Source organism: Mycetohabitans endofungorum (assembly GCF_002927045.1).
Taxonomy (GTDB): domain Bacteria; phylum Pseudomonadota; class Gammaproteobacteria; order Burkholderiales; family Burkholderiaceae; genus Mycetohabitans; species Mycetohabitans endofungorum.
The window spans coordinates 50,946-77,593 of the sequence record NZ_PRDW01000007.1 but is presented as its reverse complement, the minus strand read 5'-3'; the positions used below and the strand labels follow the sequence as shown (position 1 = coordinate 77,593).

The following is a 26,648-nucleotide window of genomic DNA, read 5'->3' as shown; positions in this document are numbered from 1 at the left end:
GATTCAGTCATCGCGTTAGGCAGCTTCCAACCTTGCCACCAACTCGCCAAGCTGCTGCTTTTCATAAAACAGATCAGGCATCAGTTTTGTCCCGAAGCGTTTGTTCACGCTATCGGTCAACTGCACGACCATAATCGAATCCAGCCCTAGATCATGCACTGGGGTTGACTCGCCGATGTCTTGCGCCGCAAAGCCCAGCTTGTCCTGTAACTCCTGTTGGATAAAAGCCAGAATTTCTTCGCCCAAGCTAGCTTCGCCATCATCGGCCTGTGGCTTTGCATCCTGCTTTCCCACTCTAGCTGCAGTAAGCTGTCCCGCCGGCTCAAGCAGCGGCCGAGCGAGAACAGCAGCCGGCATATTGGCCGTTTCGACTGTCCCAGTCAGTAAGTAGTGGTTTTTATTAACACTTGCTAATTCTTGTTTGCCAAGATACAGGCTGACTTTGTCTACCTTGACGCAAATTTGCTCCCGCTCATCCAGTACAAGTAAGCTAAGCGATAGTTCGTTATCGTGCAGCCCAATTCCCGAGAGCACCACGGAAAAGCGGCCCGCCGGCGTGTTGTAGCAGCAAAGCCGTTCGATATTCCGCACAATGACCCGACCCTGCGGCAACCCTAGCTCATCCAGCAACAAGTAAAATGCTTTGTCAATGGTCGTCGCCAGGTAAGGCGATAGCTGAACATTGTCAGCATAATGGTTGTGACGGTTAACCGGCGGCCGGCCCTTCAGCAACAAGCCGCTGCGGCCAATCGCTAATTCGCCGTCATGGTCCAGATAAGGGGCGAAATCATAACCAGCTTGCGCCAGTCGCCGACTGACTTCGGCGGCGCTTAGCTGGCGGCCCGGCTGCAGCGCTTGGCGATTGAGCAACTCGCGGACATCGTCCAACCACTGTTGCGGTTGTGACGGCTCGTCGCCGGTCAGTGGATTGATCACGGCAAAGCCCAGGTTGGCAGGCTGTTCACCACTGCGACGGAAATCGAACTCCAGCTCCAGTTGCTCGCTATCAATTTCGAACAGCCGGTACTCCAGCCCGGTCACCGCCGCCCAGTCGGCGATATAGTGTTCGAAAGCACAGGACACCGACAGCGTGCGACCGTCGAACCGAGACGCCAATGCTGGCATTGCCAGCGCGACATCGGCAAAGTTGAAAGCGCTAAAGCGCCGACCGCTTCGTCCACTGTAGACGTAATCCAGCAGTTCGTTTTCGACGAAATCGGTGCGGAATATCGCGCCTGGCTGCGGAGTCGAGCAGTTTTCTGTCACCAGTGGATGCAGCTTGTTTTTAAACATCAGCGGATTGACGATCGACGACTCGTAACTTTCGTCGGTGTACCAGCAGCGCGCTTTCTCGAAACGGTAGGCCGGCAAGCTGATCCGCACCGGCGGTTGGGCATACAGACTGGCCCAATCGACTTGGCTATCGCCGTTCAGCCACTGGGTCAGCAGCGGCGTCAACGGATCGTCTAAGTCGTACTCTAGCGGCTGTACTGCGTCGCTTTCCTGGAAGCGGTAGAAGATTTGGCTGTCCGCACTGGATTGATAATGCCCGTCAATACAAGTGTTAAGCGCACGAGACAGCGCCTGGCGGGTGCGACAGCGGATCGCCAGCCGGTTGCGTAGGTTGTTTTTGCCCACCTGGAGCGTATAGGCGATTTGCGCCAACGGCGCCTCACTGCTCACCAGCCAATCCCTAAAGCTTGTCAGGTTCTCCGCCAACAACGCCAGCTTGTGCACCGAGAAGACAAACACCAACTGATCTTCTGGGATTTGTCCGGCGCTATCCGCTGGCTCTGGATATTCCTCGACGATCATATGGGCATTCATGCCACCGGCGGCAATTGAGGTGAGCCCTGCCCGACGCGGGAATACCTGCTTGCGGCCATTGAGGATGCGCTCCGGCCGGCGCCATTGCATCAACTGCTGCGGTACCACGAACGGCGTATCGGCAAAGTCGATATCCTGGTTGAGCTGGCTCGAATGGATCGACGGCGCAATCTGTTTATGTTTAAGCTGCAGCAAGGTTTTAGTCAAACCGGCAATGCCCGACGCTGCCAGCAAGTGGCCGATATTTGACTTGATCGAACCAAGATAACAAAACTGCTTGTCGTCAGTCGCCCAGCGAAACGCGTTATTCAGCCCCAACACCTCGATCGGGTCCCCTAGCTTAGTGCCAGAGCCATGGCCCTCGATATAGGAGATCGAGGACGGGTGCACTTTGGCCTGATCCATCGCCTGACGAATTGCCAAGGTTTGCAAATCCGGGTTAGGCACGTTGAAGCCGTTACGCTCGCCAGCGTTAGTCATCGCTGAGCCCTTGATTACGCCATAGATTTGATCCCGATCGGCAATGGCTCGGTCCAAACGCTTGAGTAGTACCGCACCGACTCCTTCGCCAATCACCGTACCATCAGCACCCATCCCGTAGCTGTTGACCGACTCTGAGGTGATCGACGTAAAATTGCCTTGGGACGTATTCACTGTGGTGTACGGGTGATACATCAGATTGAGGCCGCCAGCCAGCACCATCTTGGTCTCGTCATGCTTGAGCATCTGGCAGGCAGTGTGGATACAGGTCGACGACGACGAGCACATGGTATCGATAAACAGGCTCGGACCCGTGAGGCCGTAGAAATAAGACACCGTCATCGGAATGGTCGCCATACCAGACCCGGAAGCCATCGAGCCGCGGAACAAGTTGCTCTCGAAGCCGTAGTAGTGGTAATCATTGGTCATGGTACCCAACAGCACGCCGACATCGCCGTTATAACGGCTCAGTATGGTTTCTTTAGAGTAACCGGCATCTTCAAAGGTATGCACCGCCACCTGGAGGAACAGTCTGACCTCTGGCGACATATGGTCGGCATAGACCTTAGGCATCTTGAAATAACTGTAGTCGAACTTGTCAACGTCCTTAATGAAGGAGCCGTTTATGCAGGTGGTCTTGCCTAGCACCTTGCGGTTCTTGTAATAGATCTTGCTGTGGTCCCACCGATCTGCAGGAAAGTCGCTCATGCAGTCAACGCCATTGGCTAAGTTTTGCCAAAGCTCGTCTATGCTGTCCGCCCCTGGGTAATAACCACCAAGGCCGATCACTGCGATATAGTTTTCTAACTCGTTGTCCTCGACGCGCTCGCCGGACGCAACGGATGCAACCGCCGGTGCAACGGGCGTGACGCTTGGCGCTGTTGGGCTGTTGGCGTTGGAATGAGCAGCAGCAAAACGATTCAGTGGCAACGACTGCGCTGGCGCAGGCTCGGCGGCGCTTTGTTTAATGGTTGGCTTTCGAAGGCCACGCGAATTCTCCAGTTGATCTTGGCTACCACTGAACATCGCGACAAAATGGTCACGGTACTTCACCGCGAAATGGTCAACCATGCCGGCAATATTGACATGCTCAAACAACAGAGTTTTGGGTAGCGAGCCGAGATGTTTTTCCAACTCATTGGTTACGCCCACTGCCATGATGGAATCGAAGCCATAGACCTCGAATTTTTCCGACGGATGGATTTTCGCCGTATCGATCTGAACTACGTCGGCGATAATTCGGGTGACAAAGGCTTCGATTCTTTTTTTCAGTTCGCTATCGCTGAGGCTCGTCGTTCCAGCGGCTCGTCCCGGTGCCGGCTTGGCCTGGGCCTGCGGTTTGGCGTCCACCGGCTGGCCAATGGCCGCCAGCCGCGATAACTCACCATAAATTACCCAGCCCTGAGCACTGACCGGGTTGTTCAGCAGTTGCCACAGGCTTTTGACGCCCTCCTCCACCGGCATCGGCACGATGCCAAACCGCTGCCGCATCTGCTGCTCGATCACCGGAGCCAGCTTCATGCCGCCGTCGCGCCACAACGGCCAGTTAATGCTCAGTGAACGCCCCTTGCGCTTGCCGTCGCCAGCCAAATTTTGGCGGTACTGCATAAAGGCGTCCATGTAGGCGTTGGCGGCGGCATAGTCCACCTGCCCAAGATTGCCCATCGCCGCCTGAGACGAACAACCTACAAAGAAGTCCAGCGCGCGTTCATTGATCGCCTGATCGAGCGCCTCAATACCGGCCACCTTTGCCGTGAGCACCTGCTCAAACTCGCTGGCAGACTTATTGATAATCATGCTATCGCGGATGACTCCCGCGCTGTGTATCACCCCATGTAGCGAACCTTCTTTGGCATAGATGCCGTCAATCCACTGCTTAACCGCCGCTGCGTTGCCGACGTCTAGTGCCTGGTAGTGAACTTGGGCGCCCAGTGCTCGCAGCCGGTCGGCTTTTTGTTGCAACGGCTGGCTAACAGTTGAGCGTCCTGCCAAGTAAAGCACCGGGTTGCGACAGCCGCTAACGATATGTTCAGCGAAAATCAAGCCCAGCCCACCCGCGCCACCGGTGATCGCATAAATACCGCCGTCGCGCAGCGGCGTCTGCTCATTCTGTTGCGCTGGTGCTAGCTCACGCCACTGCCTGCTATACAGGCTGCCGTTAGCGAAGACTCGCACCAGTTCGTTGCTGTGACAACGGCTCTGCTCGACGATCACTTTGACCATCGCGTCGTTGCCCATTTCAAGATCGACCGCGACCAAGCGAGCCTTCAACGCGCTGTTTTCGATCATCGCCGTTTTCAACATCGCATCCAGTGCGCTCAAGCGCAGATCGTCCTGGCCCTGCCCCACAAAGAGCTGCAAATAGCCGCCGGCATGACCGTCGAGCAACCGCTGTAACCACTCGAGCAGCGCCAGCGCTGCCGCTTGGTAGGCCGCGGCGTCATTTTCGCCTGGCATACCCGGCAGTACGCTCACCTGTTTGCCAAACTGCCGGCGTATCTCGCCAACCGTCGCCTCCGGCAGTCCAAGCAAAAGCAACTGCGACTTGGCATCAGCCGGCAGCCATTCACCGGGGCTTTCGACGGGTTTCCAAAATGGCGTCCGGATCAAGCGACCAAGAGTCTCGTCGCTGTCTGCCATGACTTGCGCCTGGACCGGTTGTGGTTCAACACCCGTCTTGCGTGAGCTAAAACCATCGAGCTGAACCAGACATTGGCCTGCGTTATTGCAGATTTGCAGGTCAATTTTCTCGACCGCGCCGCCACCCTGAGCTTCACTGTAAGCAGCGGTGACCGTCAGTGGCCCGGCTCTGAGCGCCTGTTCCACTGAACCGTACAGTCGCAGGCTTTCCAGCGCAAAAGGCAGCACCGGCTCGGCAGCGCCTTGCTGACGGCGCTCCAATGAGGCTGCGATATGAAGTGCACTGTCGAGCACGCCCGGCGGCAACAGAACACCGTCTAATTGGGGATCAAGCGCGTCATTGGCCAACTGACCGATCACCCGGTCGCGGCCGATGCGGATTTGGCCGGCAGCGCGGAATGTCACGCCGTAATGAACTCCCATCGTGTCGAAATCGTGGTACAGCAAGTCATGACTGCGCTCACTGACATTGCACCGAGCAGCCCATTGCGCCAGGTCAACCGGTTGCGGCAACGGCGCGACGACGGCTGCTAACTGCGCGTCACCCTGAGCGTGCAGTTGCTGCGTCCCGCCGTCCACGCTGTAAATTCTGAATGACACGCTGTCGTTGCCGTTTACGGCCAGCTCGCAGTACAGTTCGACCTCACGGTCGCTGCCACCGACCGCAAAAGCCAGCGGGCGCAGCCACACCACATTCTGTAGCGTGACTTGCTGCGGCGGCAGCTCGCTAGCCCTGACGATCGCCTCACGCGCCAGTTCGAGGTATGCGGCACCAGGGAAGATCAGCTGGTCGCCGATACGGTGATCGGCCAGGAACGTCTCGCGACCGCTAAAGCGGCTGACAAACCGCTGCGTCGCCAACGTCGAAATATTGTGATGCACCAGCGGGTGCAACCGCTCTATAGGCTGGCTCGCCACGAGCGCGGGCTGTTGTCGGCGCTGACGGACTTCGGGCCAATAGTGCTCGCGCGCGAATGGATAGCCCGGCAGCGGCAAACGCGGCGGCATGCTATGAGCACCGTTTTGTGCCGTGCCAAATAGTCGTCGGCCATCGATGTCGTAACCCTGGCGATAAAAGTCCGCGAGGCCAAACAACAACTCCCTGGTTTCGTCTTCGCTGGCATTGCGACTGTCGTCCAGCAGCTGATTGATATAGCGCGCAATCGTCTTCTGCGCGGAAAATTCGCGCTCCACCTCGCCGACAAATAGGTTGGGACGCTTTTCACCCGCCCGATATTGCTCAAGGGTGTAAAGCACTTCTTCCAGATCCGCCGCCACTAGCGCCAGACGATGGCGAAAATGGTGTCGCCCTTCCAGCAAGGTATAGCTGATCGACGGCAACTGATTATCGCGGTATCCACCATGTTGCAAGGCCGCGCTCAGCTGTTCGATTTTTTCTTTCAGCGCCTCAGTGGTTTTGGCTGATAGGACAAGCAAGTAACAGGGTCGGCGCAACGGTGAGGCGTCACGCTCGCGGCTGTAGCTTTCCAGTACTACGTGAGCATTCGTGCCGCTCATGCCAAATGCGCTGACCGCGCCCAACCGCTCACTGTCGCGGCCTGCCGCCGGCCAGGCTTTGTTCGTTTTGTTTACGTAAAACGGGCTTTGCTGCCAGTGGATATAGTCGTTTTCCTGCTCGCAGTGGAGGCTGGCCGGAATGGTTTCGTGGCGGAACGCCTGCAACAGGCTAATCACGCTCACCAAGCCCGACGCGGCAAAAGTATGACCGAGATTGGTTTTGGTGGAGGTCAGTGCGCAGTGGCCTGGCTTGTTGCCTCGGAACGCATCGTTGAGCGCGTTAATCTCTACTGGGTCCCCCAGTTGCGTGCCGGTACCGTGGGTAACAATATATTCCACCGCTTCGGTACTCACCCCCGCGCGCCGATAAACCTCTTCCAATAAGCGCTGCTGAGAAACGCCGCTTGGCGCAGTAATACCGTTAGTCTTGCCGTCGTAGTTGATGCCACTGCCTCGCAATACGCCGTAGATCGGGTCGCCGTCGGCTTCGGCCCGGTTCAACGGCTTGAGCACGACACAGCACACCGCCTCGCCCGGCACCATGCCATTGGCCCGGCGGTCGAAGGCAAAACATTTACCGTCCGGTGACAGCATCCCTGCCTGCGTCATGCCAATAAAAGCGTCCGGCGAGAAAATCAAATTGACTCCGGCGACAACCGCCATCTCGCATTCGTTGTTACGCAGGCTCAACGCTGCTTGGTGCAGCGCCACCAACGCTGACGAGCAGGCGGTGTTAATCGCCATCGTCGGCCCGGTCAAGTTGAGAAAATAGGCTAGCCGCGATGCCAAGATACCATTATGGCCCGAAGTGAGGCTTTCTTCGCTCGCTAACCGCTGGAAGTCGCCCTCCTCAACGCCAACGAACATGCCAACCCGTTGCGCTTCAAGGTGACGCGGGCCGACGCCGGCGTCTTCCAGCGCGTTCCACGACTCCTGCAACAACAGCCGCTGCCTGGGGTCCAATGTTTTTGCCTCGCGTGGCGAGATCTCGAAAAACAGCGGGTCAAACTCACTGACTCCTGGCACGCTGCCCATCCAAATACAGCGCGTCTTGCTGGGATCCTCACGATGATCGCCGTAATAATCGTGCCAGTCGTAGCGATCAGTCGGGATCTCGCCCACCATGTCACGTCCTTCGGCCAGCACGCGCCACAGCTCATCGGCATTGCGAGCGCCAGGGAAGCGCCCACTGATTCCGATAATGGCGATCGTGTCGGCGTTCGACGTTGACGCGACGACAGGAGCCGGTATCGGCGACGGTTCCGTTGCACTGATCACTTCACCGCGATAACAAGCTTCGACCGCCTGCCGGTGGTGTGTGAGTAAATAGGCGGCGATTTTTGCAAGGGTTGAATGGCTAAAAAACAGCTCTGGAGTCAACTTGAGGCTAAGGTGGCGACTCAACAGGCCGGCGTATTCCGCCAAGCTAATGGAATCAAAGCCGAAGTCTGCCAAGTTGGTGTCTTCGCCAAGCGTATGTCGTTCGGCATTGAGAGGCCGGCTCGCCAAATCCCGCAAATCCCATAACAGAGACTGCTCCACGCTCAACCCTTTGAGCTCGGGACGGCTTCGCGTCCGCTCGATCATGGGTTTGGCCGCCGTTACTTGAGCAATTGGGCGAGCCGTTGCCTGGCGCGCCGGGGAATTGATTCTATCTACTAATTGCTGCAACCTCGCCGGCTCACCCGCCAACACCAGCATGTGATCGACATCGCTGGCGATAATCTGCTGCAACAACGTCAGGCCTTCAGCGCTTTCCAGCATTCGCTGGCCACTGGACTTCAAATAAAACTCGGTCGATGCCTGCTCGCCCACTGCCATACCGCCATTGCGCCACAGCGGCCAATTGATTGCCACGACACGCCGAGCGCGTCCGGCTTGCACATAACGCGCATAGGCCTGCTGGAATCGATTAGCCATCGCGTAGCTGCACGCCCCCATATCGCCGAGCACCGCCGAGCTGGACGAGAAATAACAGATCAACGCCAGCGGTTGCGCCGCCAGCACTTCATCCAACACAAGTGTGGCCTTAACCTTGGCATGCAAGACCGCGTCGAAATCGGCTTGTGCACTATCAAACAGGCTGCCCGGCGCCTTAAGGCCAGCAGCGTGGATCAACCCGTCGATCGGTCCGCTGTGCGGCAGCACCTCGGCCAGCGCAGCGACCATCGCCTGACGATCAGCACAATCCGCCTGCAAATAGAAAACGTTGCACTTGTCATGACGTAGGCTATCCAGCTTCGCTTGCTGGTCCGCCGACAGCGATGAACGGCCGTTCAGGATGAGATTGAGTTTACCGTCGCTGCGGCGCCTCGCTCGGCTTGAAAGTTCGCCAGCTAATAGCGACCCCAATCCACCCAGCCCTCCGGTGATCAACAGAGTGTGGATCTGCTCCAGTGCCAGCGGCTCGACGGCGGCGGTTGCGCGGGTCGGCGCCAGCCTCAGCTGGAAAGTGCGCCCGCTTTGGTATAGCCTGCTGCCCGCCGCGTCGCCGCTAAGCTGCAGCCACAGGCGATGCAACCAGCGACCGTCGTCGCCGGTATTGTCCGGCAAATCAATCGCCACCTCGACCGGGCAATGAGCCATCACCGCACCGAGCGAACGCTCGATGCCGATCCAAGATTCAAGATAACAGCGCTCGAGCGCGTCGCCAGCCTGGCCGGCCAGCAATAATCGGTCGATTGGCGCCGCCGTGGCAGCCATCGCCTTAAGCAGCGCGACAATCGCGCTGTTGTCGATCATCCAGCGACGATCGTCCATACTCCATAAATAGAGCACTCGGCTAGCGCCGTGAGCCGACAACACGTGTTGCAGACCTTCTTGTAACTGCTGCGGATCGTTGACTGCTACACGATAATGACCATCCTCATCGCGTCCATTTTTGTTATCGGCCGCAATAAATATCAACTCGGTTTGCGCACTGAGCGCGCTGATTTGTCGGACTAACTGCTGCCGTAGTCCAGGCTCGCCCAGCAAGCAAATCAATCGTTTTATCGGCGCACCCGGCCCCGGTTCATCGGCCTGCTGCCATTGCTCCGTATAGGTTGCCACTGTCGTTTCGGTGGCCGCTATTTCTCTTTGTCCGTCGGTGGCCGCCGGCGCATCCAGCCAGTACCGCTCCTTGGCGAATGCATAGCCCGGTAGACTGATTCGGGCGGGACGCGGCCCGTCGCCATAAAGACACGTCCAGTCAAATGCTTCTGCCTCTTCAGCGCCAGCGAGCCATCGCGCCGCCAATTGTCGCAGGTCGCCAGCGACCACGGCCTCTTCGGCCGTCATGTTGGCTACGCCAAAGTCAACGCCCGGCTCGCCGGCAATCCACGCTTGCAGTTGTCGTCGTAACTGCTCCAAGCTATCGACCATGAAAATGGCCCGTGCTGCCATCGCCTCCCGGCCGGTTTGTAGCGTGTAAGCCAAAGCGGCAAGATCGGGCGTGTGTTGCGCAACGTGCGCCAATAGCCGCGCAGCCTGTTCTTTCAAGCGTGGCGCATTGCGCGCCGACAACGGAACCAGCACCATTTCGCCCCGGTGCGCGGCGAACTCACGCTGCTCGCAATACTCCTGCAGCACAACATGGGCGTTTGTGCCGGAGAAACCAAAGGAGCTGATGCCAGCGCGCCGCGGTGCACATTGCTCCGGCCAGTCGCATCCTTCTCTATCAATGACCAGCGGCGAGTCATCGAGCTTGATGTGGGGATTCTGTTGTTTGAAGTGGCCCAACGCCGGCAACTTATGGTGCTTCATCTGCTGTAGCACCTTAATGACGCCCGCGATGCCTGCCGCACCCTCAGTATGACCAATATTGGCCTTAACCGAGCCAATATGGCAAAAACCCCGGTCGTCGGTATAACGTGCAAAGGCCCGCTTGAGCGCGTTGATCTCGATCGGATCGCCCAGCTTGGTGCCGGTGCCATGGGCCTCGATATAACTGAGACTACGAGGATCAATGCCAGCATCTTGCCACGCATGCACTATCACATTTTCCTCTCCGGCCACGCTCGGTGCAGTCAGTGAAGGCGTGTAGCCGCCGTGCAATGCCGCCGAACCCTTGATGATCCCATGAATCGGATCGCCATCAGCCAACGCTTTCGACAGCGGCTTAAGCAGCAGCATCGCCACGCATTCGCCTGGCACGTAACCGTCCGCTTGTGCATCAAAGGTGTGACAGCGCCCCGTCGGCGACAGCGCGCGGATCGCCGAAAAATACCGGTAGTGCCAGGATGACAGCAGTAAGTTGCTGCCGCCCACAAAGGCCATTTCGCATTCGCCGTTGCGCAAGGAAACACAGGCGGCATGCAACGCCACCAGCGACGACGAACACGCCGTATTGAACATCAGGCTCGGCCCTTTGAAGTCGAACCAAAATGAAATTCGGTTAGCGGCGATCACCCCACTGCCCGTGGCGATATAGGGGTCCATCGGCAGTCCCAACTCGGTGATCTTGTCAACGTATTCGTTGAAACATGAACCGATGAATACACCGGTACGACTGCCACGTAACTGCCTAATTACGCCAGCGTTCTCGGCGGCAGCGTAAGTGCTCTGCAGTAGCAGCCGCACCTGAGGGTCCATCCATTGGGCTTCGCGGCGGGACATGTGAAAAAAGTCGGCGTCGAACTTATCGACGTCGTCGATAAAGCTGCCCCACTTGGAATACGTCTTGTCATGCGCTTCAGGATCAGCATCAAACCAAGGCGCAACGTCCCAGTGATCTGTCGGCACCTCCTTGATCAGCTCACGGTCCTGCCAGATATTCTGCCAAAATTGGTCAAGGTCGCCGGCTTCGCCGAACTGTCCTTGCATACCGATGATTGCGATATCCTGCTGACGATCACCGCCGCTGCCAGCCCTGGGCGATTCATGGGCGACACACTCGTGCACGGCACCAGTTTCAACAATCGGCACAGCATCACTTTCCCTCACCGGCACAGCACCACTTGCTTTCACCGGCGCAACGTCAGTCGTCTCGCTACGCTTGGCCAACAATGGCATAAAAGCCGCTTTGTGCTCCTGCCATAAAAACGTCGCCAGCTCCGCCACACTGGGATATTCAAAAAATATTGTCGGCTCCAGTTCGATCGCCGCGGCACTTTCAAGCCGACTCGCCAAGTTGACCAGCTGCAGCGACTCCAGTCCCAATTCCATCAAGTTGCGGTGACATTGCTTTTTACCAATTTGCTTTACACCAAGGGCTTGCAACTGCGTCAACAGGTAGTCTTCAATCCCTTCGCGGCTGCAGACAGTCTCACTGTCGCGCCGCGCTTTATCGTCAACCAAGTGGCTGCCTCGCAGCCGCTTCAGCGAGCAACCGCTGAATTCAGCCACCAGCACACCCTCATCGTCGTACAGCTGTGCGTCGAACAACACCAGCTCGCCGGAATTTTTGACTAACTTCGTGTGAATCCAGCCCGTTGTCGGTGCTTGGCCACGATGGAGGACCAGCGATTTAACGCCAAACGGAATAAAATTGCTGTCCAGTTGTTCGCTGGCCAGCAGCGGGATAACAGTCAAAAAGGCGCTGTTGATCAACAACGGATGCAAGCTGTAGTGGCGAGAATCCGCGTCCTCAGAAACGGCCAGCGTAATTTGTGACAGCGCTTCGCCGTCATCCTGCCGCTGGTAAAGCGCCTTGAGGGTCCGATAGCTATCACCGATGTGGATCTGCTCACTAATTTGGTAGATCGATGCCAGCGGCTCCACCGCTGTCATGTCAGCCATAAGCTTGGACAGATCCACCTGCCGCCGCTGGGCAGCCACGGCCGACAATTCACCGCTAGCCCTAGGCTGCCAAGGCGCCGCCGGCGAATGTCGGCATACCGCCTCGAAGACTCGTCCGTCACGCTGGGTTGCGCGGATCGCCACCTCAAGCCGCTCACCCTCAGCCAGCGCGACTGGCGCAGCAAACGTCAGCTTTTTCAACCGCAGCGCCTCACCCTCGGCCAGCTGGCCCAAGCCGTACTCCAGCGCCAGACTGGCATAGGTCAGTCCCAACAGGATCCGCTGCTGATTGAACTGGTGATCTTTAAGATAGCGCTCATCGTAGTGGTAAACAGCGGCTGCAATTGGGTTCTCGATCGCCGGTGGCGCCTGAATCACCCGCTCCGCCTGGTCACGGCGATAGCTGGCCCGAATCTTTTCAAACTCTCTGGCAGCTTCTTCGACACTGATTTCTTCCCGCTGTATCTTCCGGTGTAGAACCCTAATTTGACTGTCCACTGTTCTCTTCGCTCTCAAATGCGGATATGGCAGGCGGTGTCTAAGCGACTTTGCCACCCGTGTCCGGTTAGCGACCGGTCAGGTCGAGAAATGCCTTGTTTGAAGGCCGCAAAAACGGCAGGTAGGTTGGCGGCGGCAACTTGCCCACCAGACGGGGCGAGATCCCCTTTGGCCCCATCTCTCGAGCCAACATCGCGATAAATAGCGTGATCTCCAACGCGGCAACATGGCGGCCGAGACAGGTGTGAGGACCGCCACCAAACTGGCAGGTTTCCACCTGGTTCGGTGCACGGTCGATGCCCAACCAGCGCTCCGGCCTCCAGCTATCCGGATCCGAGTAACGTTCAGGGTTACGAGAAACATGCAGCAGGCTGACGCCCACCATCGCGCCGGCAGGGACCGTATGACCCATCATTTCAAACTCGGTATGCACCTTGCGCATTTCAAACGGCGCCGGTGGATAGAGTCGCAAGGTTTCTCGGAATATTGCTTCAGCCAGCGGCACTTGCTTGACCAGCTCCTCATGGGTATAAGGCACGCTGTCTAGGCCGGCGACCTGTTGACACAACTGTTGCCAGACGTGCGGATGCTGCGACAGCATTAACGCCGACCACGCCATCACCGCGGCGGTTGTTTCCGAGCCGGCAAAACCCAGACCCAGGATGTTGTGCACCAGCTCGACCTCAGACATGCCGTTGCCATTATCGTCGCGGCCGAAGATCATCGCCCCGACCAAGCTATCGCGGTCGTTGTTCGCGCGTACCGTGGCAACAATCTGTGACACCCGCTGCTCCAGCCAGCCGCGCGCCTTGCGGCAGCGCCAAGCAGGGAAGCCCGGCAAGTTGATTTTCAGCGGTATCATACCGAGAAAAAACTCTTCGTACTGGTGACGCCACTGCTCAAGCTCATGGGTTTCAATGCCCATAATCCGGAACACCACCTCCAGCGCAATATCCTTGGTCTGCGGAAAAATCGCCAATTTGCGTTCGCTGGTCCAATGTTTAAGCCGTTGCTCGATGGTTTCCACCACGAACTGGCCAACGCGCGCGCGGGTCAGCCCTTTCGGAGTAAAAGCATCCATGCTAGCGCGGCGCGCATTGCGATGACGTTGGCCGTCAAAGGCGTTCATCGCCTCACCCGTGATGACCGGCATCTGCTCGCGCAGATAGGAATTGTCGGTGTACTTGTTTTGAAGGATCGCCAGGCCGTCCTCACTCATAATCTGCAGCACGGGTAGCTTAGTGCCGAAATAAGTCCAGAACATCGGCCCGCAAACCGCCTCGGCTTGGCGCAACTCACTGAGCGCATTCTGACCGATCTTATGGACATGGCCCAGCAATGGAATCTTGCCTGGCATGACCGGAAACCCGTCTTTCATCTTCAAGTTCTTGGCGACCGGACGCGCCACGTTGGCCGGCTGATCATTGTGCTCCATTTTGAGTTCGTTTGCCACCACCTCGCTATGTTGCGCTTCTGTGCCCGCATCTGCCTGCGCCAAGGCGAGCGTATCTTGTTTATGGTTCATTTTATTCCCCGTTATGCATTCGTTAGACTGCTGTGATCAGTTGTTCAAATTGCTCGGCGTCCAGCTCGCCACTGCTGATGCGGCGATAGAGCATACTATTGAACAACGGTTGCGGCGTTGCGACGGCCTGCGACGGCTGCGCCATTGCGTGTTCAAACTCATATCCCGGCAACGCGACCCGATTGCCGCCTTCCGGGTAAAGCGCGAATGTGTCTAACTGCGCGCCGCGGCAATAGGCTGCCGCCATTTGCGTGGGTGTGCCTGACGCGGTCCCGGCCTCGCCCTCCTCAATACCATCGAACGGCGAGATCCAGCAGCAGCCTTGCACCGACAGCTCGTCAGTCAATAACGACTGCAGCCGCGCCACCATCTGTTCCATGGTGTCGGCCACTACCGCCGCGCGGTGCGTCAATTGGTGCTCACGCTGCGCTAAGCTGTAGGCCAGATCCTGCAGTTCGAGACTGGGATGAGCGATGGTAAATGCCTTGAACGTTTCCAAGTAGGCTAACAAGCTATGGCGGCTAGCCGCCGCGAAAACCAACAACTGCGTCTGCCCCAGGCGGTATTTGTGCGGCACTCGACGCTCCAGGTGCTCCTCCACTACCAGGCTAGCGTAACTGCCGCCAGCGCCAAAGGAATTGATCAAGCAACGGCGCGGCTCACGCACTCCGTCTGCGCTCACCGGTGCCGGCCAGGGCGACACCTGCTGTTGCAGATAAAAAGCGCTGCCATCGAGTCGTATATGAGGGTTAGGCGGGTCGGCATTGATCGACGGCGCCAATTGCCCGTGCTGCAACTGCAGTAACACCTTAGTGAGCTGGGAAATGCCCGACGCCGCCTCGAGGTGGCCAATATTCGACTTGACTGTGCCAAGCGCGCAACTGGCAGGTTGCGTATCACCAAACACTTTTTTTAGCGCCGCCACCTCGATTGGATCGCCCAATTCAGAGCCATTAGCCGCCGCTTCGACGTAGTTGATCTGCGCCGGTTCCAGGCCGGCCCGCTGGATGGTCTGCGCAATAAGCCGAGATTGCTGTTGAGTATCCGGAGCCGAATACATCAGCCTGCCACCGCCATGATTGACGCTGGAGCTTTTGACCACCCCGTAGATTCGGTCGCCGTCGGCCACGGCTGCGGCCAAAGGTTTGAGCAGCACGGCGCCGGCACCCTCGCCCGGGATCATCCCATCACCTTGACCGAAGCCGCAGCTAAGATCGCTACTACCCAGATAATGAGCCAGTTTGAGCGTCTGGTACTTGGACGGATCAAGGATCAGATTAACACCGCCGGCGATCGCCATTGCACAGTCGTTCTGCAATAGGCTCTGGCAGGCCAAGTGGATGGCGGTCATCGAGCTGGAGCACGCCGAATTAACCGCTAGGCTTGGGCCCTTCAAATCAAAATAATGGGAAATGCGATTGGGTATCTGCCAGTCAGTGACATTTGACTTGATCGCTGCCCGCTCTAGGCTGCTCTCGGTCCACGGCGATTGATGATACATCGAACCTATGAAGACCCCGACTCCCGCCGCGTCGCGCTGCTGGATCCGGGCAATAGCATCACTGTTGTAACCCGCGTCCTCAAAGGTACGCCAAGTCACTTCAAGCATCTGTCGCAACTCTGGCGACAGGTTGCTTACCTCATCGTGAGGAACGCCGAACAGCTTGTGATCAAAATCCTCGACTTGTTCAAGGAAACCGCCATAGTACCGTCCAGTCGCCCAGGACTGCGTCCCGGTCAGAGACTGGGACCAACGCGAACTCGGTGCCTCACTAACACAGTTCCGTCCATTGCGCAGGTTATCCCAAAAACACGCCAAGTCGGTGGCCATAGGATAGCGGCCACTGACGCCAATAATCGCAATATCTCGACACGTCGCGGGCTGTTTGACGACCGTCGCGGGCTGTTCGGCGGCGCTTGCTTGCGTGTTCGTCGACATAAGCCGAGCACTATTGGCACGGTTGTCGATTGGCTGGACATGACGAGGGGCGTGACGCGGCGCACGCTCGTGACTGGCCGCCACCGCGGTCACTGGCTGCGCCGCAACCGGGCGCTGACCCTCGTGGAGAGCCGCAAAATGCTTGGTCAGCGCAGCGCGATGCTCACTCAGAAGGTAGTCCGTTAGCTGATTGATCGTGTTGTATTCAAACAGTATGGTGCGCGACAGTTCACCGGTCGCCTTCTCCAACGCCTGGATCAGGCTGATCTGCAAAATTGAATCGACGCCGTAGCGATCGAAGGCAACATCCCGCTGCAGCCGCTCAGGCGCAATATTGACCAGCTTCGACAACACTTCAGTAATCAGCTGGCGGCACTGCTTGGCTAAGACGGCTTCGTCGAGCTCGCCCGCAGCTATCATCGGCGTCACCACGGGTGCGATGGCTTCGACGGGCGCATCCATCGTCACGTCGGTGACGTCGGCGGCAGGCATGACCCGTTGCTGCGCCGGCAGACGAACCACGCCGTCACTCACGGCGACGATAATTTGCTGGCCCAGGCAATGACTGCTAGCGACCGGGAAAGCAATGTCGCCAAAGCCCTGCGACTGCAGCAGCCGTTGCCAGCTCTCGGGAGACAGACCGGGACAGCCGTCGATTCTTAGCGCCTCGTCATCATAGAGCCACCAGCCTTCAAGTAGACCGAAGGTCAAGTGAGTAAACATCGAACGCTCACTGATTTCGTTCAGCAGCAACAAACCGCCATGGCACAGCGTAGCTTTGGCATTTTGCAGCGTACAACGCAAGTCTGGCGTAGCGTGCAACACATTGGTGGCAATCACCAAATCGTAGTGGTTCGTGTTAATGCCCTGCTCAAAGCAAGCTTTGCTGACGTCAAAAATGGCGGTGCGCAAGTAGGGCGCCTCGGGCGCAAAATGCTGTTCGGCATGGCGCAAGAAGGCCTGAGACAAATCTGTGTAGCAATATTCAGCGATCTGCTGCCGCCACGGCCGCAGTTTGCTGATTAGCCCAGCGGTTGTACCGCCAGTGCCCGCGCCGATCTCCAAGATCCGCAGCGGCCGGTTGCCTTCAGCATGTCGGCGAGCGATATCCACCACGACCTCACCGAGCGCCTCGTTGAAATAATCGGAAATCTTGTTGTTTTTATAGATATCCTCTACCAACGACATGGAGCCGCCAGGGAAGATCACCTCGGTGGCCTGCTTCTCACCGCGCAAGATAGCCGGCAACGCCCGAGAACACGTTTCCACTAGCTGCAACTGGGCACGCAAATCACCATCCCGGCGCCATTCATCGCTAGCCTGGCGCCACTGCGACCACAGTGACGCGGCAGCAGGGATGGCCGTCAACAACCGCCCTTGATCGTCAATCGAGCCATTTTGCGTCAACAAGCGCAGGCTTTCCCGCAGCCACCGACGATAAAAAGGATAGGCGTCAAGGTTCGCCGCCACCGCCGGATGGGCGGCAATCTGTTGTTCAGTCAGCGGGCCGTCGCCGGCTAGCTCGCCAATGCAGGCGAAGGTCAGGGCCAGCAACAGTCGGTCCATCTCAGCCGCCGCGCTGTGATGTTGCGGCGGCGGGCCTAACCTTTGAGCCACGTTTGTCCAGGCATAGGAAGCTGGAGGCACCTCCGCCGGGTAACAATGAAGCTGTGTGCCGCTGTCGATACCGGCAATGGTCATCGGCTCAAGCAGTTTGATCAAGCCCAATTGTGGCAACGCACCGGCTAACAACTGATCAAGTGCCGCCATGCCTTCGTCCGGCTCGATTGAGCCTAGCCCCTGCTCGTCCATCCGTGCTCGATAGCTGGCATTGGCCACCACACCAACGCTGCCCCAATAGCCCCAGTTGATTACCTTGACAGCGCAACGCCAGTGTTGATTAAGCTGAGCGGCAAAAGCGTCAGCGAACGCGCAGCCGGCAGCGTAGTTGCTTTGGCCAGCGGCCCTGCTAAAGGCAATCATCGACGAGAAAAACAACACAAAATCCAGCGCTGGATTGTCAACCGGCGTAAATACTTGGGCCATCCGCACACTGGTTGCCATCTTGGCGTTGAGACAAGCCGTAAATTGCGCTTCGTCCATGTGCTCCAAGCGAGCGTCATCCAGCACCAACGCCGAGTGCACCACGCCATGGATCGCGCCGAACGATTCGACCACCTGCCGCCTGGCCTGCGCCAACTGCTCAACGTCAGCCGCGTCAGCCTGGATATACAACGGCGCCGGAGCGTTGCATGCTTGACTCATTTGCGCCAGCGCCGCTAGCTTGCGATTGATTTCATCGCCAGCAGCGCGACGGCCAAGCCAAATCACTCTGGCACGGTAATGACGGATCACGTGGCGCGTCCACACTTCACCAATGCCGCCGGCACCGCCTATCACGACGTAGACGCCGCCTTCACGGTAGCTCACGCCGTCATCTGTTTGAGCCTGCTGCGCCAGCGGCAATAGTCGTTGGCAAAACCATTCGCCATCACGCCAGGCCAAGCATTCGCCGGGTAGCGTCTGCGCAGGCGTTGCGACCGGCAGCCCCTGAGCGTCAGCCGGCAGATCGATCAGTTCAACCCGCCAATGTTCATATTCCTTTGCCAGTGACCCCGCCAAGCCATGGCAGGCCGCTTGCTCCGACGCCGACGGCTCACCGGTACGCACCGCGACGCTGGCTGTCAAGATCAGTTGCAGTTCCAACGCTCGATGCTGATAACCCAGTTGCAGCAGGGCCTTGATCAACCTGAACAACGCCAGCACGCTTTGTTCGTGGCTATCGTTCAAGCGTTGATTAGCAAAATCGGGCGACGGTTGCGGCGCCAGCCAAATCAACCGCTGAAACGGCGCGCCAGCAGCCAGCTGAGCGGCAATCCCATCAATCGTTGTCGCCAGCGACGGTAAGAATTCGATCTGCGGATGTTGCCCGGCCAGCCAGTTACGCCGTTCCCCAACCGCGCCAATCGCCAAAGTGGGCAGCACTTGCCGAGTTGTGGATGCCTTGTCGGAAACAAGCCATTGTGGCGCCAGCAGGCTCAGCCCTGCGGGCAATCGACTGCCAGCGGTGAGATGCTCCATTCGTGCGCGCGTGCCGTTCAATGGCCGGGAACTGAAACCGCGGAAACTGACGGCGATGTGCCCTCGCTCATCACACAGCTCGATATCGATCCGCTGTACTGCACTGCTTTGACCACGGCGATCAACGCTGATCAACGCCCACATGACTGGTCGGCAACGATCATAGACATTCAGTTGCTCCAACGCGAAAGGCAGCAGCGTCTCGTTCAGGCCCTCCGTTTGTTGCAGCAATAGGCCGATCGATGCCTGTACCGCTGAGTCCAGCATACCGGGATGCATCACCCAATCGCTGCCCAACCATTGAGGATCCAGCTCAAGTCTAGCCAGCAGTCTGCCGTCGCCGAGCCACAGCTGCTTGACACCGCGGTGGCTGGGGCCGTAGTCAATATTGATTGGGTCAAACAGCGAGTACAACTGCGCAGCATCAACGCTACGTTGCCACGGCCCCGCTGCGAGGGCTTCAAGATCCAGTGGCTCCACGGCAGCGGCAGGGATGACTTGCGCGCTGCCTTTGCAATGCTCGACTTCGCCGTCCTGAGCCTGTGAGTAGATCCTGAAATTGATTTTTTGCTGCTCCAGCGCCAGCTCAATATGCAACTCGTTGTGCTGCGACGCCAGCGTATACGGAGCCAACCAGACAATGTTTTTGAATTGCAGCCCACCGTCGGCCAATGGCTTCGGATCCCATGATTGGGCGATCGCCGCCCGAGCCATTTCCAGATAGCCGACGCCTGGCATCGTTGGACGGCCGTTGACCTGATGGTCAGCAAACCAACACTCTTGGCCTTGCCAGCGGCTACTGAACCGCTGGCGGTAAAAATCCGACGTATTACGTTCGAGCATCGGGTGCAACCAGCCGGTGCCTGGCATTGAATCCGTGACGGGTACAGTCGCCAAATCCGTCACCCAATAACGCTCTTGGGCAAACGGATAGCCTGGCAGGCTGAGACGTTGCATGGAGCGCCCATCGCGATAGAACTGTCGCCAGTCGATCGCCAGCCCCTGCGTCCACAATTCCAGTAATTTGTGATACTTGCGCTTGTCAATCCATGCCGCAAGTGCCTCAGCCATGTCCTCATCCTGACGAAACAGCGCCAGCGCCCGGTTATCACCTTCGCTACGGCCGCGATAGACAGCTTTGCCGCTGGCAGCGAAATCGGCAAGCTGGCGCTGTAGATCAGTCAAAGAGTCACTCAACAGCGCTAGCCGCTCTGGCATCGGATCACGACCAACCTGCAGCGTGTAAGCCAGATCATCGAGGTAATGCTCAGGGTTGAGCTTGGCTTCGGCAGGCTCCGCGGCAATAAACTCGGCCAAGCGACGTGCATATTCACGCAATTGCTCTGGCGTTTTGGCCGACAGCAAGATCGGTCGCGCACCGGACGTCGCGTCGTGGCGAGAGCGCTGCGGCGGTTGGTATTCCTCCAACAAGATATGCGCGTTAGCACCGCCAAAGCCGAAGGAGCTCACCCCCGCCCGCCGCGGCAACGCATGACCGTTACTGTCCTTGGCAGCCAGCCAGGGCCGGCTTTGCTGCACGATATAAAACGGACTGTTGTCCAGTTCGATATACGGATTGAGGGCTTCGCAATGCAGGCTCTTAAACAGCACCTTGTGCTTCAATTGCAATAATACCTTGATCACCCCGGCAATACCGGCCGCCAATTCAAGGTGCCCGACGTTCGATTTCACTGACCCAACGCCGCAATAGCCTGGCTGCAGTGGGCCAATGCCCAACTCTTCACTCAGCTCGCGGAACGCCATTTTCAGGCCGTTGATTTCGATCGGATCACCCAGTTCGGTACCGGTGCCATGCGCTTCGATATAGCCGATGCTGCGTGGATCGACACCGGATTGGCGATAAGCTGCTTTTAGCAGCTCCGCTTGGGCCCGCGGGTTGGGCGCAGTCAACGAATTCGCCTTGCCGCCATGGTTTTCTACAGTGCTGCGGATCAGCGCGTAAATGTGATCGCCGTCGGCCTCGGCCTGCGAACGTTTTTTCAGCACAATCATCCCGACCCCTTCGCCCCGGGCGTAGCCGTTGGCCTGAGCCGAGAAGGTTTTACTGCGCCCATCCAGCGCCAGCATGCCCGCTTTATTGAAGCTGATCTGCGCTTCGGGCGCAATGAGGGTATTCACGCCGCCGACGATCGCCATTTGGCAATCTCCGCTGCGCATCGCCTGAACCGCACGGTGGATCGCCACCAGCGACGAAGAGCAGGCCGTTTCGACTGGCTCGCTGGGACCATGCAGGTCAAGTAGAAAGCTCATTCGATTGGGGCCGACCGACGGTACCATCGCCGTGGCACTGTAACCCTCAACCGGCACGCCGGTTTTGGCGATCAGGCTGCTATAGCCCGTCATTCCGGTGCCCACAAAAATCCCGGTACTGCTGCCCGCCAGATCAGCAGTGGCGTAGCCCGCGTCTTCAATGGCCAGCCAGACATAGGTCATCAGCAGGCGTTGCTGAGGGTCCATCAGCTGGGCTTCCCGCGGCGAGATACCGAAGAACAACGGATCAAAGTGGTCCACGCCGTGGATAAAGCCCCCCCATTTGACGTTGGTCTTGTTGGCCTGTTGATGCGGATCACCATAATATTCACGCCAGTCCCAGCGATCGGCGGGAACCTCACTGATACAGTCCCGGCCGTCTCTAAGATTGCGGAAAAACTGCTCAACATCGTCGGCCATTGGGAAGCGGCCGCTGACGCCGATCACGGCAATATCATCATCCTCTGCAGGTTTGCTCGGAACAGAAGAGGCAGCCGTATGAACGAAAGATTGCGCGACTGTCAGTGGGCGCCGCTTGAGCACCGATCTTGACGCCTGGGCGCTATGCTGCTGCGGCGTTGAAGGCGATGGCTTGAACTGCTGTTGTGGCGCCGTGGATTGCGGCGATAGCTTGGCCGCGAGCACGCTACCGTGCTCGCGTTCCAGGTAAGCCGCAAAACGGTCAATCGTGGCATGTTCAAAAAAGATTGTCGGCGCCAGGTTCAGTCGCCATTGCTGCTTCAAAGTGCTCGCCAGCACGGTTAGGCTGATGGAGTCAAAGCCGTATTGGCTGAACTCGGCATCGACACGGATCTCTGCGGCAGGAATTTTCATCTGCTGGGACACGAGGTCGATCAGCGTGCGGCGCAGTTGCTCTGCCAACGGCGCCCCGGCGTCGGTTGGCGACGACGGCGCTATATCTTGGCGTTGCGGCGCATTGTCGCGCGCGAGCGCAGTATCGGCATCGTCGCGGCCGGTCACCAGTGCGCTCATCTGCTCACGTCGACCGTTCATCACTAACAACTGCGGCTTATCCCATGCAAAGCATTGGCACAGCGCATGAATCCCAGCATTGGTGGGCATTGCCACCATGCCGGTGCTTTCTGCCATTTGCTGCGCAATCGTCTCATCCACCTTCATGCCGCCTTCTTTCCACAGCGGCCAATTGATCGCCAGGCTACGGCCGCTTCGTCGTCCATGCTCGACCAGCTGGCTGCGGTACGCGGCGTAACGATCGACAAAGGCGTTTGCCGCCGCATAATCGGCCTGACCGGTATTGCCGATCACGCCGGTACCCGACGAAAAGAAGATCATGAAATCCAATGGCAGCTCGGCAGTGGCTAAATCCAGGTTGCGAGCGCCGGCCACCTTGGCCGCCATCACTTGTTTCAGTTCGTCATCCTGCTTATTGATCAGCAGGCTGTCTCGGATCACGCCGGCGCTATGCAACACGCCATTAAGGCGGCCATATTTGTCACCAATCCATGCAATTAATCGCTGCACCGCATCGCGGTCGCTGACATCCAGCTGCCGGTATTCAATCGTGTTTCGACCCGCGTCGATCTCAGCCACACGCTGCGGGTCTACCGCAGAGCGGCCTGTCAAAATCAATGTGGCATCGCTGACATTAGCCGCCATCGCGCGGGCAAAAATCTGTCCGAGGCCACCAAGACCACCAGTAATCAAGTAGACGCCGCGATCTTTCCATGGCGTGCCGACCGCTAAATCAAGCGTCGGACAAGGGTGCCAGCGTTGCACTTGGCGCTGCCCTGCCTGGTAACGGATCTCGACGTCGCCGGTGGCGGCATTTTCCTTTAGCCGCTGCACCAACGATTGCTGCTCGTCCAACTCAATCAATTGGCCGGTCAAGCGCGGCGCTTCGAGTTGCAGGCTGCGCAGCATGGCCGCTAGGCCGCCGATCATCCGATCGCCTTTGGGGTTGTAGAGCGCAAGCTGGATAAGTGAACGTCCACTGGCACCCCGACCGAGTAACGTCCGAATCTGCTGCAACAGCGCCAGCGCTGCCTGTTGGTAATCATCGGCTGGATCCTGCTGCGGCACGGCCAGTAACTCACAGCGGCAATCAGTACCCTGCGTGGCTAACTGGCGTTGCACGTCGGCAACACATTGCTCATCAAAGCCGCTGAGCAACACGAATTGCTCGTTAAAGTCGGCTGTTTTACGGTGACTGGCCGCCTCGTCGATCCACTGCGGCTGGAACAGCAGCGTTTCTGTCAACGCACGATCGGTCGCGGCTTGATCGCTGTGGTCGCCAAGCACCCGGGAGGTAAAACCTTGCATCAGCACGCAAAGCTTGCCTTGCTGATCAAAGAGTTCGATATTGAGCCGTTGCAAACTGGTGTCGGGCTGCTGGTCATCGCGCCGCTCGGCATAGGCGACCCTAGCCCACATCCGCTCGCTGCAGCGGTCCCATATCTGCAAGCTTTCAAGCGCAAAGGGCAGCGCCGGCCGCGTCGCCGGCGGCAGGTTACCCCTATCGCCTTCGGGAAGCACGACGTCGGCGCCGATACTTAGCGCGATCGCCGCTTGGAGCGCCGAGTCCATCAGTGACGGATGCAGCAGGTAGTCATTCAGACTGTCCTGTTGGCAGGACGGCAACGCAAGTTCCGCCAATACCTCTGCCCGTCCCAGCGCAATCGACTGCAAGCCTTGGTAAGCCGGGCCATGCTCAAATGTCATCTCCCGATAGGCTTGGTAGCATTGTTCAGCGCTCAACCGGCCGCCTTCCATCCTAGCCTTCAAAGCCGCCAGATCAACTTGGCGCTGCGCAGAAGGCTCAGCAAAACTTGCCAAGCCTTGGCTGTGCAACACGGGTTCACCCGAAACAAGGCCTGAAAGCGGATCATAATCGCGGCTGGTGATCTCGAAGCGGATCTGATTGTCCTCTTCCAGCGTTAACTCAACGTCAATCTGCCGCGCTTGGCCGTCGATGATTAACGGCCGCAACCAGACGATATCGCTCAATACCGGCTGCCGCGCTGTCCCCACCAAGCCGTTGGCAGCCATCGCCACCGCGGCTCTGGCCATTTCCAAATGACCGACGCCGGGGAAAATCTGCCTTCCACCCACCACATGCTGCTTGAGGAAAAATTCTTCGCCCTCAAACACGGTGGTAAAGCGCTGGCTTAGCAGATCTGAAGTATTTCGCGTCAGGAACGGATGCAGGCGGCCAACGCTAAAACTGGGTGCCGCGCCGACATCGCCTCCCGCCGTACCCCGACGTGCAGGCGGTATCCAGAAATCCTGCCGAGCAAAAGGATAAACCGGAGCGTGAATACGTCGGGCGTCGGCACCATAGCGACAGTTAAACGCGTTCCAATCGACATGACCGCCCGCCACCCAGGCTTTAGCCAAGCGTTGTAAGTCAGCATGATCGTCGGTAGACGGCAGTTCGATAGCCGCATGCTCGCCTGTGCCGATCTGCCCATGCCAGGCGTGCTCAGATGCACGGCCGTCCAGCCAGTCATTGAGCTGCTGTATCAGCTGGGCTTTGTCGGTGCATAGAAAAATCAACCGATGATCCTGCGCCAGCCGGCCCGTTTGCAGCGTATAAACAAGATCCGCAAGCCGAACCGCCGGATCGGCTAACGCTTCGCGCACTCGGCGAGCGTAGCGCTTGAGGCTATCGGCGGTGCGTGCCGATAGCGGCAAGAGCCGCGGCCGTGACACCTCAGCGCGGGTCGCAGTGGCCACTTCGACTGCTTCGCGGACCACAATGTGCACATTGGTGCCGCTGTGGCCAAAGGAGTTGAGCGCCGCCATCCGCCGCCCAGTGTCGCCAACCGGCCAGTCTTTCAACTCGCGATTGATATTAAACGCTGAGTCCGCCAATGCTATCCGGGGGTTCAGTTGCTCAAAGTTCAATAAACCCGGCAACTGCCGGTATTTCATTGACAGTAGGATTTTGATCAAGCTGACCACACCAGCGGCCGCTGAAGTGTGACCGATATGGGCCTTGGCACTGCCCAATACACAGTAGCCGGTATCCGCGGTGAATCGCCGGAAGGCTCGGGCCAGCGCATTAACCTCTACCGGATCGCCGAGCGGCGTGCCGGTGCCATGGGCCTCGACATAACTAATCTGCCTCGGATCAATGCCAAAACGCCGATACAGTTCGCTGATCAGCCGCTCCTGAGCCTGGCCACTCGGTGCGGTAATGCCGTTACTGGCCCCGTCCTGGTTCATGCCCGAAGCACAGATCACCCCATAGATTGGATCGCCGTCAGCTATCGCTTCCGGTAAGCGTTTAAGGGTCACCATGCCGACCGCTTCCGACAATACGATGCCATCGCTGCGGCTATCGAAGGTGTGGCAGCGCCCGGTGGGCGACAGCATATCCATCTGCGACAGGCTAATCAGGCTTGGCTCGCCGAGCGTAGCAAAAACCCCGCCGGCCAACGCTAGATCCGTCTCACGGTTGCGCAGGCTTTCACAAGCCAGGTGGATAGCCACAGCCGATGATGAACAGCCGGTATTGACGACCAGCGCCGGCCCTTTGAAGTCGAGAAAATACGACAGTCGTGACGCGATAATCGCATCGGAGGCGCCGATAAACGTTTCATGGAAATAACCCGTCGGCTCGGCGCCGACAAAGATCCCCACCGGCTGATTCCGGAAACTTTTTGGGTTGTAGCCCGCATCTTCCAACGCCTTCCAGCTTTCCTGCAGGATCAACCTTTGATGCGGATTCATCGATTCCGCATCACGGGGCGAGATATTGAAGAACAACGGATCAAAGTCATCCCGCTGCTCGAGCACGCCACCCCATTTGCAATAAGTCTTGCCGGGCTGGCGCTGCGGCGAATAGCTGCGCCGGGCGTCCAGATAACGCTCACCCAATTCAACGATGCCATCAACGCCGGCGCTGAGGTTACGCCAGAAGCGCTCAACGTTGTCAGCCGCGGGAAACTGTCCCGCCATGCCGATGACTGCGATTTCAACAGGCTCCTGTGCCCGCTCAGTGCCGGGCACCGTTTTATCTGCTGCGCCGGTCCGCTCTGTCCCTAGTGTAGCGGTCGCGGCTTGCAGTCGTTGCAGCCGCTGTTTGGCCTCGGCCACGGTGATCTGCCGATTTTGAAGTCCGGCAATGATGGATTGGAATTCTTGGCTGCTCATTATGTCGTTTCCCGG

At 58.2% G+C, this 26,648-nt stretch carries 3 protein-coding genes; all 3 read right to left on the bottom strand.

Features of this window, described 5'->3' with window-relative positions; all coding sequences use genetic code 11:
* Positions 1-15: 15 nt before the first annotated feature.
* From B0O95_RS08355 to B0O95_RS08345, 3 genes are read right to left on the bottom strand one after another with little or no spacing between them, the layout of a single operon-like run.
* On the bottom strand, positions 16-12,738 hold the full coding sequence (locus B0O95_RS08355) for an SDR family NAD(P)-dependent oxidoreductase (protein ID WP_233203248.1): 12,723 nt from the start codon (positions 12,736-12,738) through the stop codon (positions 16-18).
* Positions 12,739-12,748: 10 nt separating this feature from the next.
* The gene (locus B0O95_RS08350) at positions 12,749-14,179 is read right to left on the bottom strand and encodes a cytochrome P450 (RefSeq protein ID WP_233203247.1); all 1,431 of its coding nucleotides are present in this window, start codon (positions 14,177-14,179) and stop codon (positions 12,749-12,751) included.
* 49 nt (positions 14,180-14,228) lie between these two features.
* The gene (locus B0O95_RS08345) at positions 14,229-26,633 is read right to left on the bottom strand and encodes an SDR family NAD(P)-dependent oxidoreductase (RefSeq protein ID WP_104077489.1); all 12,405 of its coding nucleotides are present in this window, start codon (positions 26,631-26,633) and stop codon (positions 14,229-14,231) included.
* Positions 26,634-26,648 lie beyond the last annotated feature (15 nt).